The following is a 16,062-nucleotide window of genomic DNA, read 5'->3' as shown; positions in this document are numbered from 1 at the left end:
AAGGCCGCGGACAAATCTGCCGTCCGGGCGGCGACTGTGCCACGATCGGGGCATGACCGGCATGACGACCGATGTGACCAGCGCGGGTGCGAACGGTATGGAGCTTGGTGGAGTGACGTCGAGCCCGCGAGTCCTGCTGTACAGCGACGACCGCACGGTGCGCGAGCAGGTTCGCCTCGCCGTCGGCCCGCGCCTGAGGGCGGGTGCGCCCGACATCGAGTGGACCGAGGCCGCGACCCCCGCCGCCGTGGTGGAGAAGGCCGACAAGGAGACGTGGGACCTGCTCGTCCTCGACGGCGAGGCCGACCAGACCGGCGGCATGGGCCTGTGCCGTCAGCTCAAGAACGAGATCTACGAGTGCCCGCCGGTGCTCATCCTCACGGGTCGCCCCGAGGACACGTGGCTCGCGTCCTGGTCCCTGGCCGACGGCGTGGTCTCCCGCCCGCTCGACGCCATCAAGGTCCAGGAGGCTGTCGCGAAGCTGCTCGCAGCCGGGGCGGGTACCGCGTGAGCCTCGAAGCCCTCACGTGGTCCGGCCTGCTCGCCGGGCTGATGACCGGCACCGACCTGAGCCAGGAGGAAGCCACCTGGGCGATGGACCGGGTGATGACCGGCGAGGTCTCACCCGTGCAGCTCGCCGGATTCCTCGTGGCGCTGCGCGCCAAGGGTGAGACCGTCGACGAGCTCGCCGGCCTCACGGACTCGATGGTCAAGCACGCCACGCACATCGACGTGCCCGGCCCGTCCGTGGACATCGTCGGTACCGGCGGCGACCGCGCCCACACCGTGAACATCTCCACGATGGCGTCGGTGGTCATCGCGGGCACGGGCCTGCGCGTGGTGAAGCACGGCAACCGGGCGGCCTCGTCGTCGTCGGGCAGCGCTGACGTGCTCGAAGAACTCGGCATCCGCCTGGACCACACCCCCGAGCGCGTGGCGCAGATCGCCCGCGAGGCGGGCATCACCTTCTGCTTCGCGATGGTGTTCCACCCGTCGATGCGGCACGCCGGCGTGGCCCGCAAGGAGCTGGGCGTGCCGACGGCGTTCAACTTCCTTGGCCCGCTCACCAACCCGGCCCAGCCGCGCGCGGCCGCCGTCGGCTGTGCCGACGCCCGGATGGCGCCGCTGATGGCGGGCGTGTTCGCCGAGCGCGGCAAGTCCGCGCTCGTGTTCCGCGGCGACGAGGGCCTTGACGAGCTCGCCGCGACCGCGGGCGCCACCGTGTGGGAGGTGGCGGACGGCACGGTCACCGAGCACCGCCTCGATCCCGCCGCCGACCTGGGCCTCACGCGCATCAAGGTCGAGGACCTGCGCGGCCAGGACGCCGCCTACAACGCGCGGGTCGCCCGCGCGGTCTTCGCCGGCGAGGGCGGGCCGGTCCGCGAGACCGTGCTGCTCAACGCGGCGTCGGGCCTCGTGGCCGACGGCACGCTGCCCGGCACCGGAGCTGGCTCCGGGACGCTCGTGGAGCGCCTCACCGCCGGGATCGAGCTCGCGGCGCAGGCCGTGGACTCGGGTGCGGCGCAGGCCACGCTGGACCGCTGGGCCGAGGCCGCGAAGTAGCCGGGCCGTGGCTCCGGTCGGACCGCGGCCCGGTTGGACCGCGGTCCTGCTGAGCCGCGGTCCGACCGAGTCGGGTGGACGTCAGCCGGCGACGTCCGCCATCATCTCGTCCAGGGTGATGAGCTGGTCCCCGGTCGGCGCCGCGACGTCCACGGGCTCGCCCCATCCGGAGAACATGCTGCTCATGACCAGCTCCTCGGCGCCGGAGCCCATCGTGAGCTCCAGCTTGCGCGCCAGGTCGTCCTCGTCCACGTAATAGACGATCTCCATCTCGCCGACCTCCGCGAGAGCGTCCTCCGGGAGGTCATCGACCTGCGGGCCGGTCATCTTCGTCGCGTCCACGAGGATCGTGTAGACGTCGGTCTCCACGCCGTCGACGGCTTCGGTGCCGGTCTTCTCGAAGGACGTAATGGCGCCGTCCATGCCCTGGAGCTGTGCTGCCGGGTCCATGTCCTTGAGGCTGCTCTGCATGACGTCGCCCATCCCCTGGAAGAGAGCCGCCATCGGGTTGTCGCTCTCGCCCGCTTCGGCGAGGCTGAGGAACTTGCCGGAGGTCGACTCGCCCATGCTCATGTAGAAGTCGCCGTCGGCCAGGATCATGTCCGTGGCCTCACCCTCCAGGTCCATCTGCATCGCCATCGCCGGGTTCTCCGGGTCGGAGATGTCGACGTCGGCTTCGAGGGGTGCCCCGGCCAGGCCGGCGGCCTCGGCCCCCTTCCCGGAGTACGTCATGGTCATGTGGACCGTAGCGGCCTCGCTCTGCGCCGCGGCCAGCTCCTCGACGAACGAGGCCTGGGTGAGCTCGACCGGGGCCTCCACCGACGCCGACGCCGAGGCGTCGGACGTCGCGCCGGAATCACCGGAGGTCGCTCCGCAGCTGGTCAGGCCCAGGGCGAGCACGCCCGCCGTCGTCAGAGCTGCCATCTTCGAGTAGCGCACTGTCGCCTTCCTGCCCCCTTCCGGCCGGCGCACACCATGCGCCCGGGGACCGGTCAGCGGACGTTCGATCTCATCACGGACCGGACGTCGAACTCCCTGGTCAGCGGGTGAAACGGCGGGTGAAACGACCGCACCGGACGGACCGCTGAGCAAGATCCGCCGAGGTAGGACTGGGGCCGGAGCGCTGATCAGCGCTCCGGCCACAGTCCTACCTCGCCACAGTCCTACCTCGCCACAGTTCTACCTCGGCGAAAGCGGATCAGTGCGAGTGGATGCCTCGCGAGTACTCGAACACCCAGCCGACCAGCGCGATGACCGCCACGCAGAAGCCGATGTAGAGCACCCACCAGCCCACGGCCAGGCCGAGGAACGAGATCGCGGCCGCGCTCGCGATCGCCAGCGGCCACCAGCTCCAGGGCGCGTAGACGCCCTGGTCGCCGGCGGCGTCCTCGATGTTGCCGTTCGGGTCGTCCTCGGGGCGGGCGTCGATGCGCCGGGCCGTCAGGGCCAGGTACGCGCCGATCATCGCCACCAGCCCGCCGACCAGCGGCATGCCAAGGTAGCCGACGGGCTCGGTCCAGTCCGTCATGAAGCCGTAGACGATGCCGGCCCCGACGAAGATGGGCGTCCCCCAGAGGAACAGCCGGGTCTCGATCTTCACTTGCTGGTCCCCTCGTCCGGCGTGTCCACGATCGTCGTGCTGCTCTGCTCCGGAGCGCCGCCGTCGTCGTCCGCGGCGCGCTTGCGCGCCTGCGTGTCCTGACCGCGCCGGTCGGCCTCACCGTAGATGTTGTCGAGCACACCGCGGTTGTACTCCGGACGCTCCATGGCGACGACCTCGGGGTGGTGCAGGTCGAACGCCGGCGACTCCGAGCGGATCCGCGGGAGCGAGGCGAAGTTGTGCCGGGGCGGCGGGCAGGACGTGGCCCACTCGAGGGAGCGGCCGTAGCCCCACGGGTCGTCGACCGTGACCATGGGCGCCTTGCGCCAGGTGATGTAGACGTTCCAGAGGAACGGCAGGGTGGACGCCGCGAGGATGAACGCGCCGACCGTGGAGACCTGGTTCTCCCAGGTGAAGCCCTCCTGGGGCATGTAGTCCGCGTACCGGCGCGGCATGCCCTCGACACCCAGCCAGTGCTGGATGAGGAACGTGGTGTGGAAGCCGACAAAGAGCATCCAGAAGTGCAGCTTGCCCAGGCGCTCCGACAGCATGCGACCGGTCATCTTCGGCCACCAGAAGTAGAAGCCCGCGAACATCGCGAACACCACGGTGCCGAACACCACGTAGTGGAAGTGCGCCACCACGAAGTATGAGTCGGACAGCTGGAAGTCCAGCGCCGGGCTCGACAGGATGATGCCCGTCAGGCCACCGAAGAGGAACGTCACCAGGAAGCCGATGGACCAGAGCATCGGCGTCTCGAACGTGAGCTTCCCTCGCCACAGGGTGCCTATCCAGTTGAAGAACTTCACACCGGTCGGCACAGCGATCAGCATCGTCATGAACGCGAAGAACGGCAGCATGACCGCGCCGGTCACGTACATGTGGTGCGCCCACACCGTCACCGACAGCGCAGCGATCGCGATGGTCGCGTACACGAGGCCCGTGTAGCCGAAGATCGGCTTGCGGCTGAACACCGGCAGGACCTCGGACACGATGCCGAAGAACGGCAGCGCGATGATGTACACCTCGGGGTGCCCGAAGAACCAGAACAGGTGCTGCCAGAGGATGGCGCCGCCGTTCTCCGGGTTGAAGATCTGCGCGTCGAGGCGCCGGTCCGCGCCCAGCGCGAACAGGGCGGCCGCCAGGGGCGGGAACGCCATGAGGACCAGCAGGCTGGTGATCAGCGTGTTCCACGTGAAGATCGGCATCCGGAACATGGTCATGCCCGGAGCGCGCATAGTGATGATCGTCGTGATGAAGTTGACCGCACCCAGGATCGTGCCGAAACCCGCCAGGGCGAGGCCGAACACCCAGAGGTCTCCACCTAGCCCTGGACTGTAGGTGGTCGTCGACAACGGCGCGTAGGCGAACCAGCCGAACGAGGCGGCGCCCTGCGGGGTCAGGAACCCGGCGGTCGTGATGAGGCCGCCGAACAGGAACAGCCAGTAGGCGAACATGTTCAGGCGGGGGAACGCGACGTCGGGCGCGCCGATCTGCAGCGGCATGATCACGTTCGCGAAGCCGGCGAAGAGCGGGGTCGCGAACAGCAGCAGCATCACGGTGCCGTGCATCGTGAACAGCTGGTTGTACTGCTCCTTGCTCTGCACGAGCTGGATGCCCGGCTCGAAGAGCTCCGCACGGATCAGCAGGGCCATCAGGCCGCCGATGCAGAAGAAGATGAACGACGTGATCAGGTACAGGTACCCGATCGTCTTGTGGTCAGTGGAGGTGATCCACTTGATGACGGTCCGGCCGAGCGTCTGTCGTCCGGGCGCCAGGCCCGGGATCAGCTCGGTCGTGGTTGCTGCGGCCATCAGTGCCCAGCCTCCTCTTCCTCGATCGTCTCGACCACTCCGGGAGTCCGGGCGAGGTCCATGCCCAGCGCGCCGGTCTGGCCCTTGGCGCGGAGGTCTGCCATGTGGGCGTCGTACTCCTCCGCCGAGACGACCTTCACGTTGAAGAGCATGCCGGAGTGGAACTCACCGCAGAGCTCGGCGCACTTGCCGGCGTACGTGCCCTCGCGGGTCGGCGTCACCTGGAACGTGTTGGTCCGCTGCGGGATCATGTCCTGCTTGTACAGGAACGCGGGGATCCAGAAGGAGTGGATGACGTCGCGCGAGTCGAGCGTGAACTCCACGGTCTCGTTCACCGGCAGGTAGAGCGTCGGGAAGGACGTCGAGGTACCGGTGGCGCCGTCGAGCTCGTCCTCCGCCGTCACGCTGCCGGGGTCGGCCTCGTGCTCACCGAAGTCGTAGACGTCGGCGTCGAGGTAGTTGAAGTCCCAGCTCCACTGCTTGCCGACCACCTGGATGTGCTCGGTGGCGGTGCCGTCGACGGTCTGGATCTCGGTCACGTCGCGGTCGGTGTACCAGAACAGCACCAGCACCATGATCAGCGGCACGGCCGTGTACATCAGCTCGAGCGGCAGGTGGTAGCGCGTCTGGACCGGGAGCTGGTGGTCGTCCTTGCGCTTCCGGTACGCCGCGATGCACCACAGGATCAGGCCCCACGTCACGATGCCCACCAGCAGGGCAGCGATCCACGAGCCCACCCAAAGATCGGTGATGCGCGCGGTCTGGTTAGTCACCTCCCCGTCGCTGTAGCCGGGCAGGTATCCGCGCTGGACGGATTCACTTGCGCAGCCGGTGGCCAGCACTGCGACTGCGACGGCAAGAGCCGACGCACGCAGGATGGCCCGCCGGGTGCGGGTAGGTGGCTTCGAGTGCAAGGGAGGCCTTTCACGTCTCGTCCGGCGCGTCGCACCGGTTTCCTCCCGAGCTCCACGCAGAACCTTCGTCCTCGATGGGATGCAGCCTAGCGCGCCCCGGGGCCTGATGATGCCCGGACGGTGCCCCTCGGGACGTGACGCACTCCGCACCTTCGGCAACCGTCGACGCTGTTCAGGACACGTACCCAGGTCGTGTCAGAACGTTCGCGGCAGCGGGTGATGCCCCACGGGTGCGAGGATCAGGAGGAGGACGCCCATAGCACGCCGTACGCCGCCCGCCGAGGCGTGATCGGGCACCGGCCGGGAACGTCGCCGGCCAGGACACAGCACCAGGAGGACGTGTGAGCCACGCCACCCCCGGCACCCCCGACCGGGTGCATCTCGACAACGGCGGGCGTGCCCCATGGCACCCGCTCGCCCGGCAGGCCTTCGAACAGGCCCTGGCCGACGGCTGGGCCGACCCGCGCCGGCTGCACGCCGAGGGCCGCCGCGCCGTCCGGCTGCTCGACGGCGCCCGCGAGGCCGTCGCCGCGGTGCTCGGCGCCCGGACGCAGGAGGTCCACCTCACGCCGAGCCACACGGCATCGCTGCACTCTGCGGTCGCGTCGGCCGCCGCCGCCCGGCGCCGGGCCGGCGGCACCGTCGTCGCGAGCGCCGTCGAACGCGCCGCGGTGCTGCACGCGGCCCGCGCCGCCGGTGAGCTGAGCACCGTCCCGGCCGACCGGCTCGGGCGGGTGGACGCCGACGCGATGGTCTCCGCCGTCCGGGCGCCCGGCGTGGCGCTGGCCGCGCTCCAGCACGCGAACGGCGAGGTGGGCACGGTCCAGCCCGTCGAGGCGGTGCACGAAGCCGCCCGCGCCGCGGGCGTCCCCCTCCTGGTCGACGCCGGGGCGAGCGTCGGCCACGTGGCGGTGCCCCAGGACTGGGACCTCCTGGCGGCCGACCCGGCCGACTGGGGCGGCCCCGCCGGCGTCGGTGTGCTCGCCGTCCGGCAACGGGTCCGCACGGCCGCCGTCGGGCCCGAGGACGAGGACCCTTGGGCGCCCGGCGGCGTGAGCGTCCCGCTCGCGTTCGCCGCCGCCGTGGCGCTGCAGGCGGTCGAGGCGGACCGTGCCGAACAGGAGGCCCGGCGCCGGGCGCTCGTCGACCGGTTGCGCGCGCAAGTGGCGCGCATCCCGGACGTCGAGGTGGTCGGCGACCCGGACGACCGGCTGCCGCACGTCGCGACGTTCTCGTTCCTCTATGTGGATGGCGAGGCTCTCGTGACGGAGCTGGACCGGCACGGGTTCGCCGTCGGGTCGGGCTCGGCATGCACCGCGAGCACGCTGGAGCCCTCGCACGTACTGGCGGCGATGGGCGTGCTCACGCACGGCAACGTGCGGATCGCCCTGGACCGGGCCACGACCGCGGACGAGGTGGACCGGTTCTGCGAGGTGCTGCCCGACGCCGTCGCCCGGGTGCGGGAGATGCTGGGAGTGGGTGGCCTCTGACGTGGCGGAAACACAGGTGGATGCCCGGGGGCTGCGGTGCCCCCTGCCCGTGATCCGGCTCGCGGAGTCCGCCAAGGGCCTGCCTGCCGGCACGGAGCTGACGGTGCTGTCGACCGACCCCGCCGTCAAGCTCGACGTGCCCGCGTGGTGCCGGATGCGCGGGCACGAGCACGTCACGACCCGGGAGCACACGGACGACTGGACCGGCTGGGCAGTCACGGTCCGCCTCGGCTAACCCGAGGCTTGGTTGTGGGCAACCAAGGACAGCGGAAGGGCCGGCCACCCGAAGGTGACCGGCCCGTTCGCCGTGCAGAGAACCTCGATCAGGAGAACGACCCGCCGCAGGCACACGCACTGCCTGCGTTCGGGTTGTCGATCGTGAAGCCCTGCTGCTCGATGGTGTCCTTGAAGTCGATGGTGGCACCCTCGAGGTACGGCACGCTCATCTTGTCCACGACGACCTCGACGCCGTCGTAGTCACGCAGCGCGTCCCCGTCGAGCACACGCTCGTCGAAGTACAGCTGGTAGATCAGCCCGGAGCAGCCGCCAGGCTGCACCGCGACGCGGAGCCGCAGGTCGTCGCGGCCCTCCTGCTCGAGCAGGCTACGGACCTTGCCCGCGGCGACGTCGGTGACGTTGACGCCGTGGGTGGCGATGTCCGTGGTCGTGTCGGTCATGTCATCTCCCGATCGTGTTCGACATACCGGTAGTCGATGTCTCAGCGGTGCCAACCCATCGGCTAGTCCGTCTGTTCCCGTGTGCCGGTCTTTTTCGATCGTACGCCCACGAACCGCGTGGGCAACCACCTGTCCGTTGTCAGCGTGTCCAGGCCGGGGTCCACGTCCGGGCCACGCGTGCGACGTCGCCGTCGGCCACCTCGTGCACGCCGCTGAGGCCCGCCGTCGACCACTCGCGCCTGCTCACCTCGCTGCGCCGGGTCACCACGACCACGGGGACGGCGTGCGGCGCGGCCGCCGCGGCCGCCTCCACCACGACCCCGCGGTGCAGCCCGTCGCCGTCGAGCCGCGTGACGTACGCCACTACGACGTCGGCGCGCTCGGCGGCCGCCGTGAGCGCGGCGCCTTCGGCCCGGGGCAGGGCGGACGGCGCCGGGCCGGGCGCGCTCGGGCCGGGATGGGCGGGCCCCACGTCCTGCGGCCCGACGGCGTCCGGCCGGCCCACCGGGATCGCCGCCCCGGCCAGGAGTACTCCCCCGCCGGCCGTTCCGTGTGCCGGTGCGGTGGCGGCCGGCGACCCGGCCGCCCCGAGCCCTCCTCCGCCGCCCGGCAACCGGACCGCACGCGCCTCGGTGGCCGTGTGCGGCGCGGCGGCGCGCCACGCGGAGGCGAGTCGCTCGGCGTCGGGCAGGGTCTCGGCAAGCAGCAGCACGTGCACCCAGGCATCGTGGCACCGTCCTGACTTCGTGTCACCACCGCGTGTCATGATGGTGACCGTGAGCACCCTGCTGGCTGAAAACCCCGGCTTCTCAGAGCCCGCCTCCTCCCCGCTGCTGCTGCTCGGCCAGGGCCGTGACCTGGCCTCCGAGCGCGGCGTGGAGTGTACGGGCGAGCTGCCGGCACCGAGCGACCCGAACCTCGTCGAACGGGCTCGCGCGGCGCGGGCCGCCCTGGGCAGCCGGGCTTTCGTGCTGGGGCACCACTACCAGCGCGACGAGGTCATCGACTTCGCCGACGTCACCGGCGACTCCTTCAAGCTCGCGCGCGAGGCCGCGGCCCGCCCCGAGGCCGAGTTCATCCTGTTCTGCGGCGTGCACTTCATGGCCGAGAGCGCGGACATCCTCACCTCGGACGAGCAGCAGGTGGTACTGCCCGACCTCGCGGCCGGCTGCTCCATGGCGGACATGGCGGCGATCGGCCAGGTCGAGGAGGCCTGGGCGGTGCTGCAGGACGTCGGCATCGCGGACTCGACCATCCCCGTCACGTACATGAACTCGTCGGCCGCCATCAAGGCGTTCACGGGGCGGCACGGCGGCACCGTGTGCACCTCCTCGAACGCGGAGGTCGCGCTGCGCTGGGCGTTCGACCAGGTGGGTGGCGTCGACGGCACCGGAAAGGTGCTGTTCCTGCCCGACCAGCACCTCGGCCGGAACACCGCGGTGCTCGAGCTCGCGATGTCCCTGGACGAGTGCGTGGTTTTCGACCCCCGTAAGCCCAACGGCGGGCTCACGGACCAGGAGCTGCGTGACGCCCGGATGATCCTGTGGCGCGGCCACTGCTCGGTGCACGGGCGCTTCTCGGAGCAGAACGTCACCGACATCCGCGCCGCGGTGCCGGGCGTCAACGTGATGGTCCACCCCGAGTGCAAGCACGAGGTCGTCACGGCGGCCGACTACGTGGGTTCGACGGAGTACATCATCAAGCAGCTGGACGCGGCCGAGCCCGGGTCCTCGTGGGCGATCGGCACCGAGCTGAACCTCGTGCGCCGGGTCGCCAAGGCGCACCCGGACAAGAACGTGCACTACCTCGACTCGACGGTGTGCTTCTGCTCCACCATGAACCGCATCGACCTGCCCCACCTCGTGTGGGCCATGGAGTCGCTGGTCGAGGGACGCATGGTGAACCGGATAGTCGTGGACGCCGACGACGCCCACTGGGCGCGCGTGGCGCTCGACCAGATGCTCGCCCTGCCAGGCATCTGACCCAGGCTGACCACATGAGCGGCAACGGCGGGCTGCGCATCGGGATCTTCGTCTTCGACGGGGCGGAGGAGCTCGACGTCGTCGGGCCCTTCGAGGTGTTCGCGGAGTGGGGCTCCCACTCGCAGCTGCGGCCGTCGGTGAGCACGTTCTCGTGGGACGGGTCCGGCGTCCGGCTCGCGAAGGGGCTGCGGATCCTGCCCGCGCACGGCGCGGACGACGTCGGGCCGCTGCACGTCCTGGTCTATCCGGGCGGGCTGGGTACCCGGCCCCTGCTCGCCCAGGCCGGCCATCTGGAGTGGCTGCGCCAGATCCGCAAGCAGACCCCGATCATCGCGAGCGTCTGCACGGGCGCCATGCCCCTGGCGGCCGCCGGCCTGCTCGCCGGGCGACCGGCGACCACGCACCACAACCACTACGACGAGCTCGCCGAGCTGGACCCGAGCATCCTCGTGGACACCGAGGCGCGGTACGTCGACGACGGCGACGTGGTCACCTCGGCGGGCGTCGCCGCCGGGATCGACATGGCGCTGCACCTGGTGGAACGGCTGGAGACGCCGGCGGTGGCCCGGTCCGTGCGGTTCGAGATCCAGCACGTGGAAGGCTGATCGCCGGGCCTCCCCGGGCGTCCGGCGGGGCCGCGCGCGCCGTCGGATCGTCGGGTCGACATTGGTACCTGATACTACGGGTCTCGGTATAACCTTCGAGGCATGGCTCGCATGCTCCAGCTCGCAATGTCCGGACTCTTCCCTCGCAAAGCCCGCCCTGGACAGACCCTGCTCGACCCGTCGGTCACCCGGATGCGCGTCGGTCCCCTCGACCTCGACTCGTACCTGCACGTCAACAACGGCACGTACCTGCAGATGATGGACGTTGCCCGGAACAACCAGATCGCCGACCTCGGCATGTTCCCGACCGCCCGCAAGAAGGGATGGGCCCCGGTGGTCGCGGCGTCGACCATGAAGTACCGCCGGTCCCTACAGCTGTTCGACCAGTTCGAGATCACCACCCGGATCCTGGGCTGGGACGAGCGCGTCTTCTACCTGGAGCAGGTGTTCACCCGGGGCGAGAAGCTGTGCGCCCGCGGGATCGTGGCCAGCCGGTTCCTCGACCGCAAGGGCAACCGGATCGCGCCGTCCGACGTGGTCCGGGACGCGACCGGAGAGGACCTTCCCTCCCCCGAGCTCCCCGACGACGTCGCGGCCTGGGCCCGCGCGCTGGACGTAGCCCCGCGCCCGACCCCCGCGTAGCCCACCAGTTTGTTGTGGGCGTGATCGTTGCGAGTACCTGCCCGGTTTAGGCGCAACGATCACGCCCACAACAAGGGAAAGGGTCAGAGGCCCTCGCCGATCTTCGTCAGCAGCAGGGCCTCGGCCAGGACCACCTTCTGCAGCTCGCCCAGGTGCACCGACTCGTTGGCGCCGTGCGCCCGCGAGTCCGGGTCCTCGACGCCGGTCACGAGGATCGCGGCGTCCGGGAAGACCTCGAGCAGGTCGGCGATGAACGGGATGGACCCGCCCACGCCGATGTCGACCGGCGCGGCGCCCCACGCCTCGGTGAACGCCGCGCGCGCCGCCCGCATCGCCGCCGTGTCGCCGGGCGCGAGGAACGCCTTGCCCGCCTCACCGGAGCGCCACGTGACCTGCGCCCCGAACGGCGCGTGCTTCGCCACGTGCGCGGACAGCGCCGCGTCGGCCGCAGCCGGGTCCTGGCCCGGGGCGAGGCGAAGCGAGATCTTCGCGGTGCAGCTCGGCGCGATCGTGTTCGACGCCGCGGCCACGGAGGTCACGTCCATGCCGATCACCGAGAGCGCGGGCTTGGCCCACAGCCGCCCGGAGACGGTGCCAGTTCCGGCGAGCGCCACGCCGTCGAGCAGCGAGGAATCCGCGCGTAGCGCCGCCTCGTCGTAGTCGACCTGCGGCTCGGGCGCGGTGACCAGGCCCTCGATCGCCACGTCGCCCGCCTCGTCGTGGAACGTCGCCACCAGGCGCGACATCAGGGTGACGGCGTCCAGCACCGGGCCGCCGAACTGGCCCGAGTGCACGGCGTGCTCCAGCGCCCGCAGCTCGACCTCGCCGTCGACCAGGCCGCGCAGCGACGTCGTGAGCGCCGGGACGCCCACCTTCCAGTTCGTCGAGTCGGCGACGACGATGACGTCGGCCGCGAGCAGGTCGCGGTGCGCCTCCAGGAATGCGCGGAACGACGGCGACCCCGACTCCTCCTCGCCCTCGAGGAAGACCGTGACGCCGACGGGCAGGTCAGCGCCGTCCGGCAGGCCGAGCGTGCGCAGGGCGCCGAGGTGGGCCACGATGCCCGCCTTGTCGTCGGCCGCGCCACGGCCGAAGAGGCGCTCCCCCACCTGGGTGGGCTCGAACGGGTCGGCGGTGTCCCAGGTCGCCGGGTCGCCCGGCGGCTGCACGTCGTGGTGCGCGTACAGGAGCACGGTCGGCGCGCCCTCGGGCGCGGGCCTGCGCGCGACGACGGCAGGGGCGCCCGATGTGCCGTCGGGTCGCAGGGCGGACAGGATCTGGACGTCGGGCAGGCCGGCGTCGCGCAGGAGCTGTTCGGTGGCTGCCGCGCTGGCCGCGACATGTGCCTGGTCGAACGCGGCGGCCGAGACGCTCGGGATGCGCACCAGCGCTTCGAGGTCGGCCTGCAGGGCGGGGAACAGCTCGGCGACGCGGGCGCGGAGGGCCGCGGTTGTCTCGGTGGTCACCGCACCACGTTAACGGCTCGCAGCAGGGCACCCGCGCGAGCGATTAGGGTAGGGAGGTGTTCTCCCGCAGCAAGACTTCGACACCAGAGGGCGTGACCCCCGTGGGCGACTCTCCCGACGACGTGACGTCCCCGTCCGAGACGACGCCGGTTGGCGCCCCCAAGAAGGGGCGCCCGACGCCCAAGCGCAACGTCGCGCAGGCCGCGAACAAGCGTCCGCTCGTCCCGGACGACCGCAAGGCGGCACGGAAGGCGCAGCGCGAGAAGTCGCGCATCGACCGTGAGCGCGCCTACCAGGCGATGCAGACCGGCGACGAGAAGTACATGCCGGCCAAGGACAAGGGCCCGGTCCGCCGGTACGTGCGCGACTTCGTGGACGCGCGCTGGAACCTCGGCGAGTTCTTCCTGCCGGTCGCGTTCATCTTCCTGTTCGCGACGTTCTTCACGCAGCAGTTCCCGGAGCTCAGCATCGTCGTGATGCTCGGCCTGTACGGGTTCCTGTTCCTGACGATCATCGACGCCTGGCTGATGTGGCGTTCGCTGAAGAAGCGCCTGAACGCGAAGTTCGGCGAGGTCCCCCGCGGCCTGCTCATGTACACGATCACGCGCGCCTACCAGCTGCGCCGGTCGAGGCTGCCGAAGCCGATGAGCAAGAAGCGCGGCAACTACCCGGAGTAACCCCTTTCGCCGAGGTAGGACTGTTGCGAGGTAGAACTGCAGCGAAGTAGAACCCCAGCGTGAGCCAGGGTTCTACTTCGCTGCAGTTCTACCTCGCCACGGGTCTACCTCGCCACAGTCCTACCTCGGCGTGGATCAGGCCGGGCGCTTCTTGGGCATGCCCTCCAGGGTCTTGCCCGGGTTCCGCTCGACGACGCCGTCCAGGGCGGCGTCGATCTGCTTCATCAGCTCCGGCGGGATCGTCACACCCGATGCCTTGACGTTCTCCCCGACCTGCTCGGGACGCGAGGCACCGACGAGCGCCGCGGCCACGTTGTCGTTCTGCAGGACCCACGCGACGGCGAGCTGCGCCATGGACAGGTCCAGCTCAGCGGCGACGGGCTTGAGGTTCTGCACGGCGGCCAGGGTCTCGTCATTCATGAAACGGCTGATCGTCTGCGCCCCGCCCTTCTCGTCCGTGGCACGCGAGCCGGCGGGCGCCGGCTGGCCAGGCAGGTACTTGCCCGACAGCACACCCTGCGCCATCGGCGACCACACGATCTGCGCGATACCGGCCTCCTTCGACGCCGGCACCACGTCGTCCTCGATGACCCGCCACAGCATCGAGTACTGCGGCTGCGAGGAGATGAGCTGGAAGCCGAGCTCCTTGGCGAGCGCGGCGCCCTGGCGGATCTGGTCAGCGGTCCACTCGGAGACGCCGATGTAGAGCGCCTTGCCCTGGCGGACGACGTCGGCGAACGCCTGCATCGTCTCCTCGAGCGGGGTCTCCACGTCGAAGCGGTGAGCCTGGTACAGGTCGACGTAGTCGGTGCCGAGGCGCGTCAGGGAGCCGTTGATCGACTCCATGATGTGCTTACGGGACAGCCCCACGTCGTTGGGACCCTTCGGCCCGGTGGGCCAGTAGACCTTCGTGAAGATCTCCAGGGACTCGCGGCGCTCACCCTTCAGCGCGTCGCCGAGCACCTGCTCCGCGGCAGTGTTGGCGTACGCGTCCGCGGTGTCGAAGGTGCTGATGCCGGCGTCGAGGGCGGCGCGCACGCACGCCGTGGCGACGTCGTTCTCCACCTGCGAAGCGTGGGTGAGCCAGTTTCCGTACGTGATCTCCGAGATCTTGAGACCACTGTTACCGAGGTACCGATAGTTGACCATAGCCGCACCCTATGACAAACCGTCGAATCGAATCGACCCCTTCTGCGCACCGGGACGACCAAGCGCGCGGAGCAGTTGATCCAGGTCACAGCGTCGCCCGCTCATCGCTCGAACCGGGCGCGGTGCAGCGACGCCGTGCCGTCGCCCGCCTCCACCCGCCATGCGACGAGGTCCCCGGCGATCGCGACCGAGGCCACTCCGTCGCCCTGATCCAGGATCTGGGGTCGTCCGTCGCCGAGCGCGTCGGCGACCAGGTACGCGGTGTTCCCGTCGTCGCCCGCCGTGCTCCACACCACGTCGCCGCCTGACACGTCGATCGACGTCACGACATCCCCGGCGGCCCCCGGCTCGGGGGTACGCTCCCGCCCCGTCCTGCGATCCAGCACGTGGACGGCGGCACGATCGTTCCACGCACCGTGACGGCGTCCGGCCACGCCCCGCCACGTGTCGATACGCAGGTTCACCAGGACGCGCCGGGCGTACCCGAGGCTCGCCGTCCCGCACGGTGTCCCAGACGCGGTAGGTGCGCTCGAACGCGGTCTGCACCAGGTCCTCCGCCCGGTGGCGTCGCCGGCCAGGAGGTACGCGGTGCGGTAGAGGTAGGGTCCGGCCGACTCGACGAACGCGACGAAGTCGTCGTCACGCGATCGAGCCACGCGCACGGTGGCACGCTCGGCCTCTTCTTCGGTATCGATGCTCATACCCCCCCACCACGTACAGCGAGGCTCGCAGGTTTATCGGCCGACGGCGAGGGGATCAGTGCCGGCCCGCCAGGCCGGACGGCGCGAGCCACCGCGCCGCCACCTGGACCACGGGGCCGACGCCGAACGCGAACACGACGGTGGCCCACCCGAACGTCCCGCCCAGCACGATGCCGAGCACGACCACCGTGACCTCGATGACGGTCTTGACCCGCCAGACGGGCCAGCCGGTCAGCTGCACCATGCCGGTCATGAGCCCGTCGCGCGGCCCCGGCCCGAGCCGGGCTCCGACGTAGGCGGCGGTGCTCACCCCGTTGAGGACGATCCCGCCCAGGGCGAGCGCCACCGCGGCCGGGAGCGCCGGGTCGGGGGCGAGCCGCCCCAGGGCCCACAGGGCCGGGTCCACGACGAGGCTGATCACGATGATGTTGGCGACCGTGCCGATACCCGGCTTCTGGCGCAGCGGGATCCAGGCCAGCATCACCACCAGCCCGATCCCGAGCACCACCCACCCGTAGGCCAGCCCCGTGCGGTCGACGATGCCCTGGTCCAGCACCGCCCACGGCATGACGCCCTGGCCGGACTGCAGCATCATCGCCATGGAGACGCCGTAGCCGACGAGCCCCAGCAGGAGCTGGACGGTCCGGCGCGCCGGGTGCATCAGGACGGGTGCGGAGGCGGGCGCGGAGCCTTGCGGGTGGGGGGCGTCGGCGGGGTGCGAGGCGTGCTCGGCCGGGCGGCTGGTGGTCGCGGTCATGCACCCATGGTGCGGGCCAATGGCC

The 16,062-nt window shown here is 70.7% G+C and carries 18 protein-coding genes; 8 read left to right on the top strand and 10 right to left on the bottom strand.

Annotated features, from left to right (window positions below; genetic code table 11):
- Positions 1 to 61 precede the first annotated feature (61 nt).
- Complete coding sequence (locus EW117_RS24715; protein WP_422891554.1) at positions 62 to 511, top strand: response regulator; 450 nt, start codon at positions 62 to 64, stop codon at positions 509 to 511.
- Positions 508 to 1,563, top strand: coding sequence for an anthranilate phosphoribosyltransferase (gene trpD, locus EW117_RS24710; protein ID WP_129789392.1), 1,056 nt, complete (start codon positions 508 to 510; stop codon positions 1,561 to 1,563). Before EW117_RS24715 ends, trpD begins: the two co-directional genes overlap by 4 nt.
- Positions 1,564 to 1,644: 81 nt before the next feature.
- Here the strand turns inward: trpD and EW117_RS24705 are convergent, their stop codons facing one another.
- The 4 genes from EW117_RS24705 to ctaC all read right to left on the bottom strand — a co-directional run bounded on the left by EW117_RS24705 (position 1,645) and on the right by ctaC (position 5,891).
- Complete coding sequence (locus EW117_RS24705; RefSeq protein ID WP_165362855.1) at positions 1,645 to 2,487, bottom strand: SCO4651 family lipoprotein; 843 nt, start codon at positions 2,485 to 2,487, stop codon at positions 1,645 to 1,647.
- A 274-nt stretch (positions 2,488 to 2,761) separates the two neighbouring features.
- Positions 2,762 to 3,163 carry a cytochrome c oxidase subunit 4 gene (locus EW117_RS24700; RefSeq protein WP_129789390.1) on the bottom strand — a complete coding sequence of 134 codons (402 nt, stop codon included), beginning with the start codon at positions 3,161 to 3,163 and terminating at the stop codon, positions 2,762 to 2,764.
- Positions 3,160 to 4,977 (bottom strand): aa3-type cytochrome oxidase subunit I, encoded by a 1,818-nt coding sequence (gene ctaD / locus EW117_RS24695; RefSeq protein WP_129789389.1) that lies wholly within the window; start codon positions 4,975 to 4,977, stop codon positions 3,160 to 3,162. The genes EW117_RS24700 and ctaD overlap by 4 nt, the downstream gene beginning before the upstream one ends.
- Complete coding sequence (gene ctaC, locus EW117_RS24690; protein WP_165362854.1) at positions 4,977 to 5,891, bottom strand: aa3-type cytochrome oxidase subunit II; 915 nt, start codon at positions 5,889 to 5,891, stop codon at positions 4,977 to 4,979. Before ctaC ends, ctaD begins: the two co-directional genes overlap by 1 nt.
- Positions 5,892 to 6,232: 341 nt before the next feature.
- Here ctaC and EW117_RS24685 point away from each other — a divergent pair, with 341 nt between their 5' ends.
- A complete protein-coding gene (locus EW117_RS24685; RefSeq protein WP_242504532.1) occupies positions 6,233 to 7,381 on the top strand; it encodes a cysteine desulfurase family protein in 1,149 nt (382 codons plus the stop codon).
- Position 7,382: 1 nt separating this feature from the next.
- Positions 7,383 to 7,616, top strand: coding sequence for a sulfurtransferase TusA family protein (locus EW117_RS24680; protein ID WP_129789387.1), 234 nt, complete (start codon positions 7,383 to 7,385; stop codon positions 7,614 to 7,616).
- 88 nt (positions 7,617 to 7,704) lie between these two features.
- Here the strand turns inward: EW117_RS24680 and erpA are convergent, their stop codons facing one another.
- Positions 7,705 to 8,058: an iron-sulfur cluster insertion protein ErpA gene (gene erpA / locus EW117_RS24675; RefSeq protein WP_020014294.1), complete on the bottom strand. Its 354-nt coding sequence runs from the start codon at positions 8,056 to 8,058 to the stop codon at positions 7,705 to 7,707.
- A 139-nt stretch (positions 8,059 to 8,197) separates the two neighbouring features.
- A complete protein-coding gene (locus EW117_RS24670; RefSeq protein WP_129789386.1) occupies positions 8,198 to 8,776 on the bottom strand; it encodes a hypothetical protein in 579 nt (192 codons plus the stop codon).
- Positions 8,777 to 8,825: 49 nt separating this feature from the next.
- On the opposite strand from EW117_RS24670, the gene nadA reads away from it, so the two are divergent.
- The 3 genes from nadA (at position 8,826) to EW117_RS24655 (ending at position 11,287) form a co-directional block, all read left to right on the top strand.
- The gene (gene nadA, locus EW117_RS24665) at positions 8,826 to 10,040 is read left to right on the top strand and encodes a quinolinate synthase NadA (protein WP_207212035.1); all 1,215 of its coding nucleotides are present in this window, start codon (positions 8,826 to 8,828) and stop codon (positions 10,038 to 10,040) included.
- A gap of 14 nt (positions 10,041 to 10,054) precedes the next feature.
- On the top strand, positions 10,055 to 10,645 hold the full coding sequence (locus EW117_RS24660) for a DJ-1/PfpI family protein (RefSeq protein WP_129789385.1): 591 nt from the start codon (positions 10,055 to 10,057) through the stop codon (positions 10,643 to 10,645).
- 102 nt (positions 10,646 to 10,747) lie between these two features.
- A complete protein-coding gene (locus EW117_RS24655; protein WP_165362853.1) occupies positions 10,748 to 11,287 on the top strand; it encodes an acyl-CoA thioesterase in 540 nt (179 codons plus the stop codon).
- Positions 11,288 to 11,370: 83 nt separating this feature from the next.
- On the opposite strand, the gene EW117_RS24650 is transcribed toward EW117_RS24655, so the two are convergent.
- Positions 11,371 to 12,753, bottom strand: coding sequence for a dipeptidase (locus tag EW117_RS24650; RefSeq protein ID WP_129789384.1), 1,383 nt, complete (start codon positions 12,751 to 12,753; stop codon positions 11,371 to 11,373).
- Positions 12,754 to 12,809: 56 nt separating this feature from the next.
- Here EW117_RS24650 and EW117_RS24645 point away from each other — a divergent pair, with 56 nt between their 5' ends.
- Complete coding sequence (locus EW117_RS24645) at positions 12,810 to 13,430, top strand: DUF3043 domain-containing protein (RefSeq protein ID WP_242504531.1); 621 nt, start codon at positions 12,810 to 12,812, stop codon at positions 13,428 to 13,430.
- A gap of 135 nt (positions 13,431 to 13,565) precedes the next feature.
- On the opposite strand, the gene EW117_RS24640 is transcribed toward EW117_RS24645, so the two are convergent.
- From EW117_RS24640 to yczE, 3 genes are all read right to left on the bottom strand, one after another.
- Positions 13,566 to 14,579 (bottom strand): aldo/keto reductase family protein, encoded by a 1,014-nt coding sequence (locus EW117_RS24640; RefSeq protein ID WP_129789383.1) that lies wholly within the window; start codon positions 14,577 to 14,579, stop codon positions 13,566 to 13,568.
- 101 nt (positions 14,580 to 14,680) lie between these two features.
- The gene (locus EW117_RS24635; RefSeq protein WP_129789382.1) at positions 14,681 to 15,280 is read right to left on the bottom strand and encodes a SigE family RNA polymerase sigma factor; all 600 of its coding nucleotides are present in this window, start codon (positions 15,278 to 15,280) and stop codon (positions 14,681 to 14,683) included.
- A 55-nt stretch (positions 15,281 to 15,335) separates the two neighbouring features.
- Complete coding sequence (gene yczE / locus EW117_RS24630) at positions 15,336 to 16,037, bottom strand: membrane protein YczE (RefSeq protein WP_129789381.1); 702 nt, start codon at positions 16,035 to 16,037, stop codon at positions 15,336 to 15,338.
- Positions 16,038 to 16,062 lie beyond the last annotated feature (25 nt).

Source organism: Promicromonospora panici, from assembly GCF_900608595.1.
GTDB lineage: Bacteria > Actinomycetota > Actinomycetes > Actinomycetales > Cellulomonadaceae > Promicromonospora > Promicromonospora panici.
This window is presented reverse-complemented; position numbering and strand designations above follow the sequence as displayed.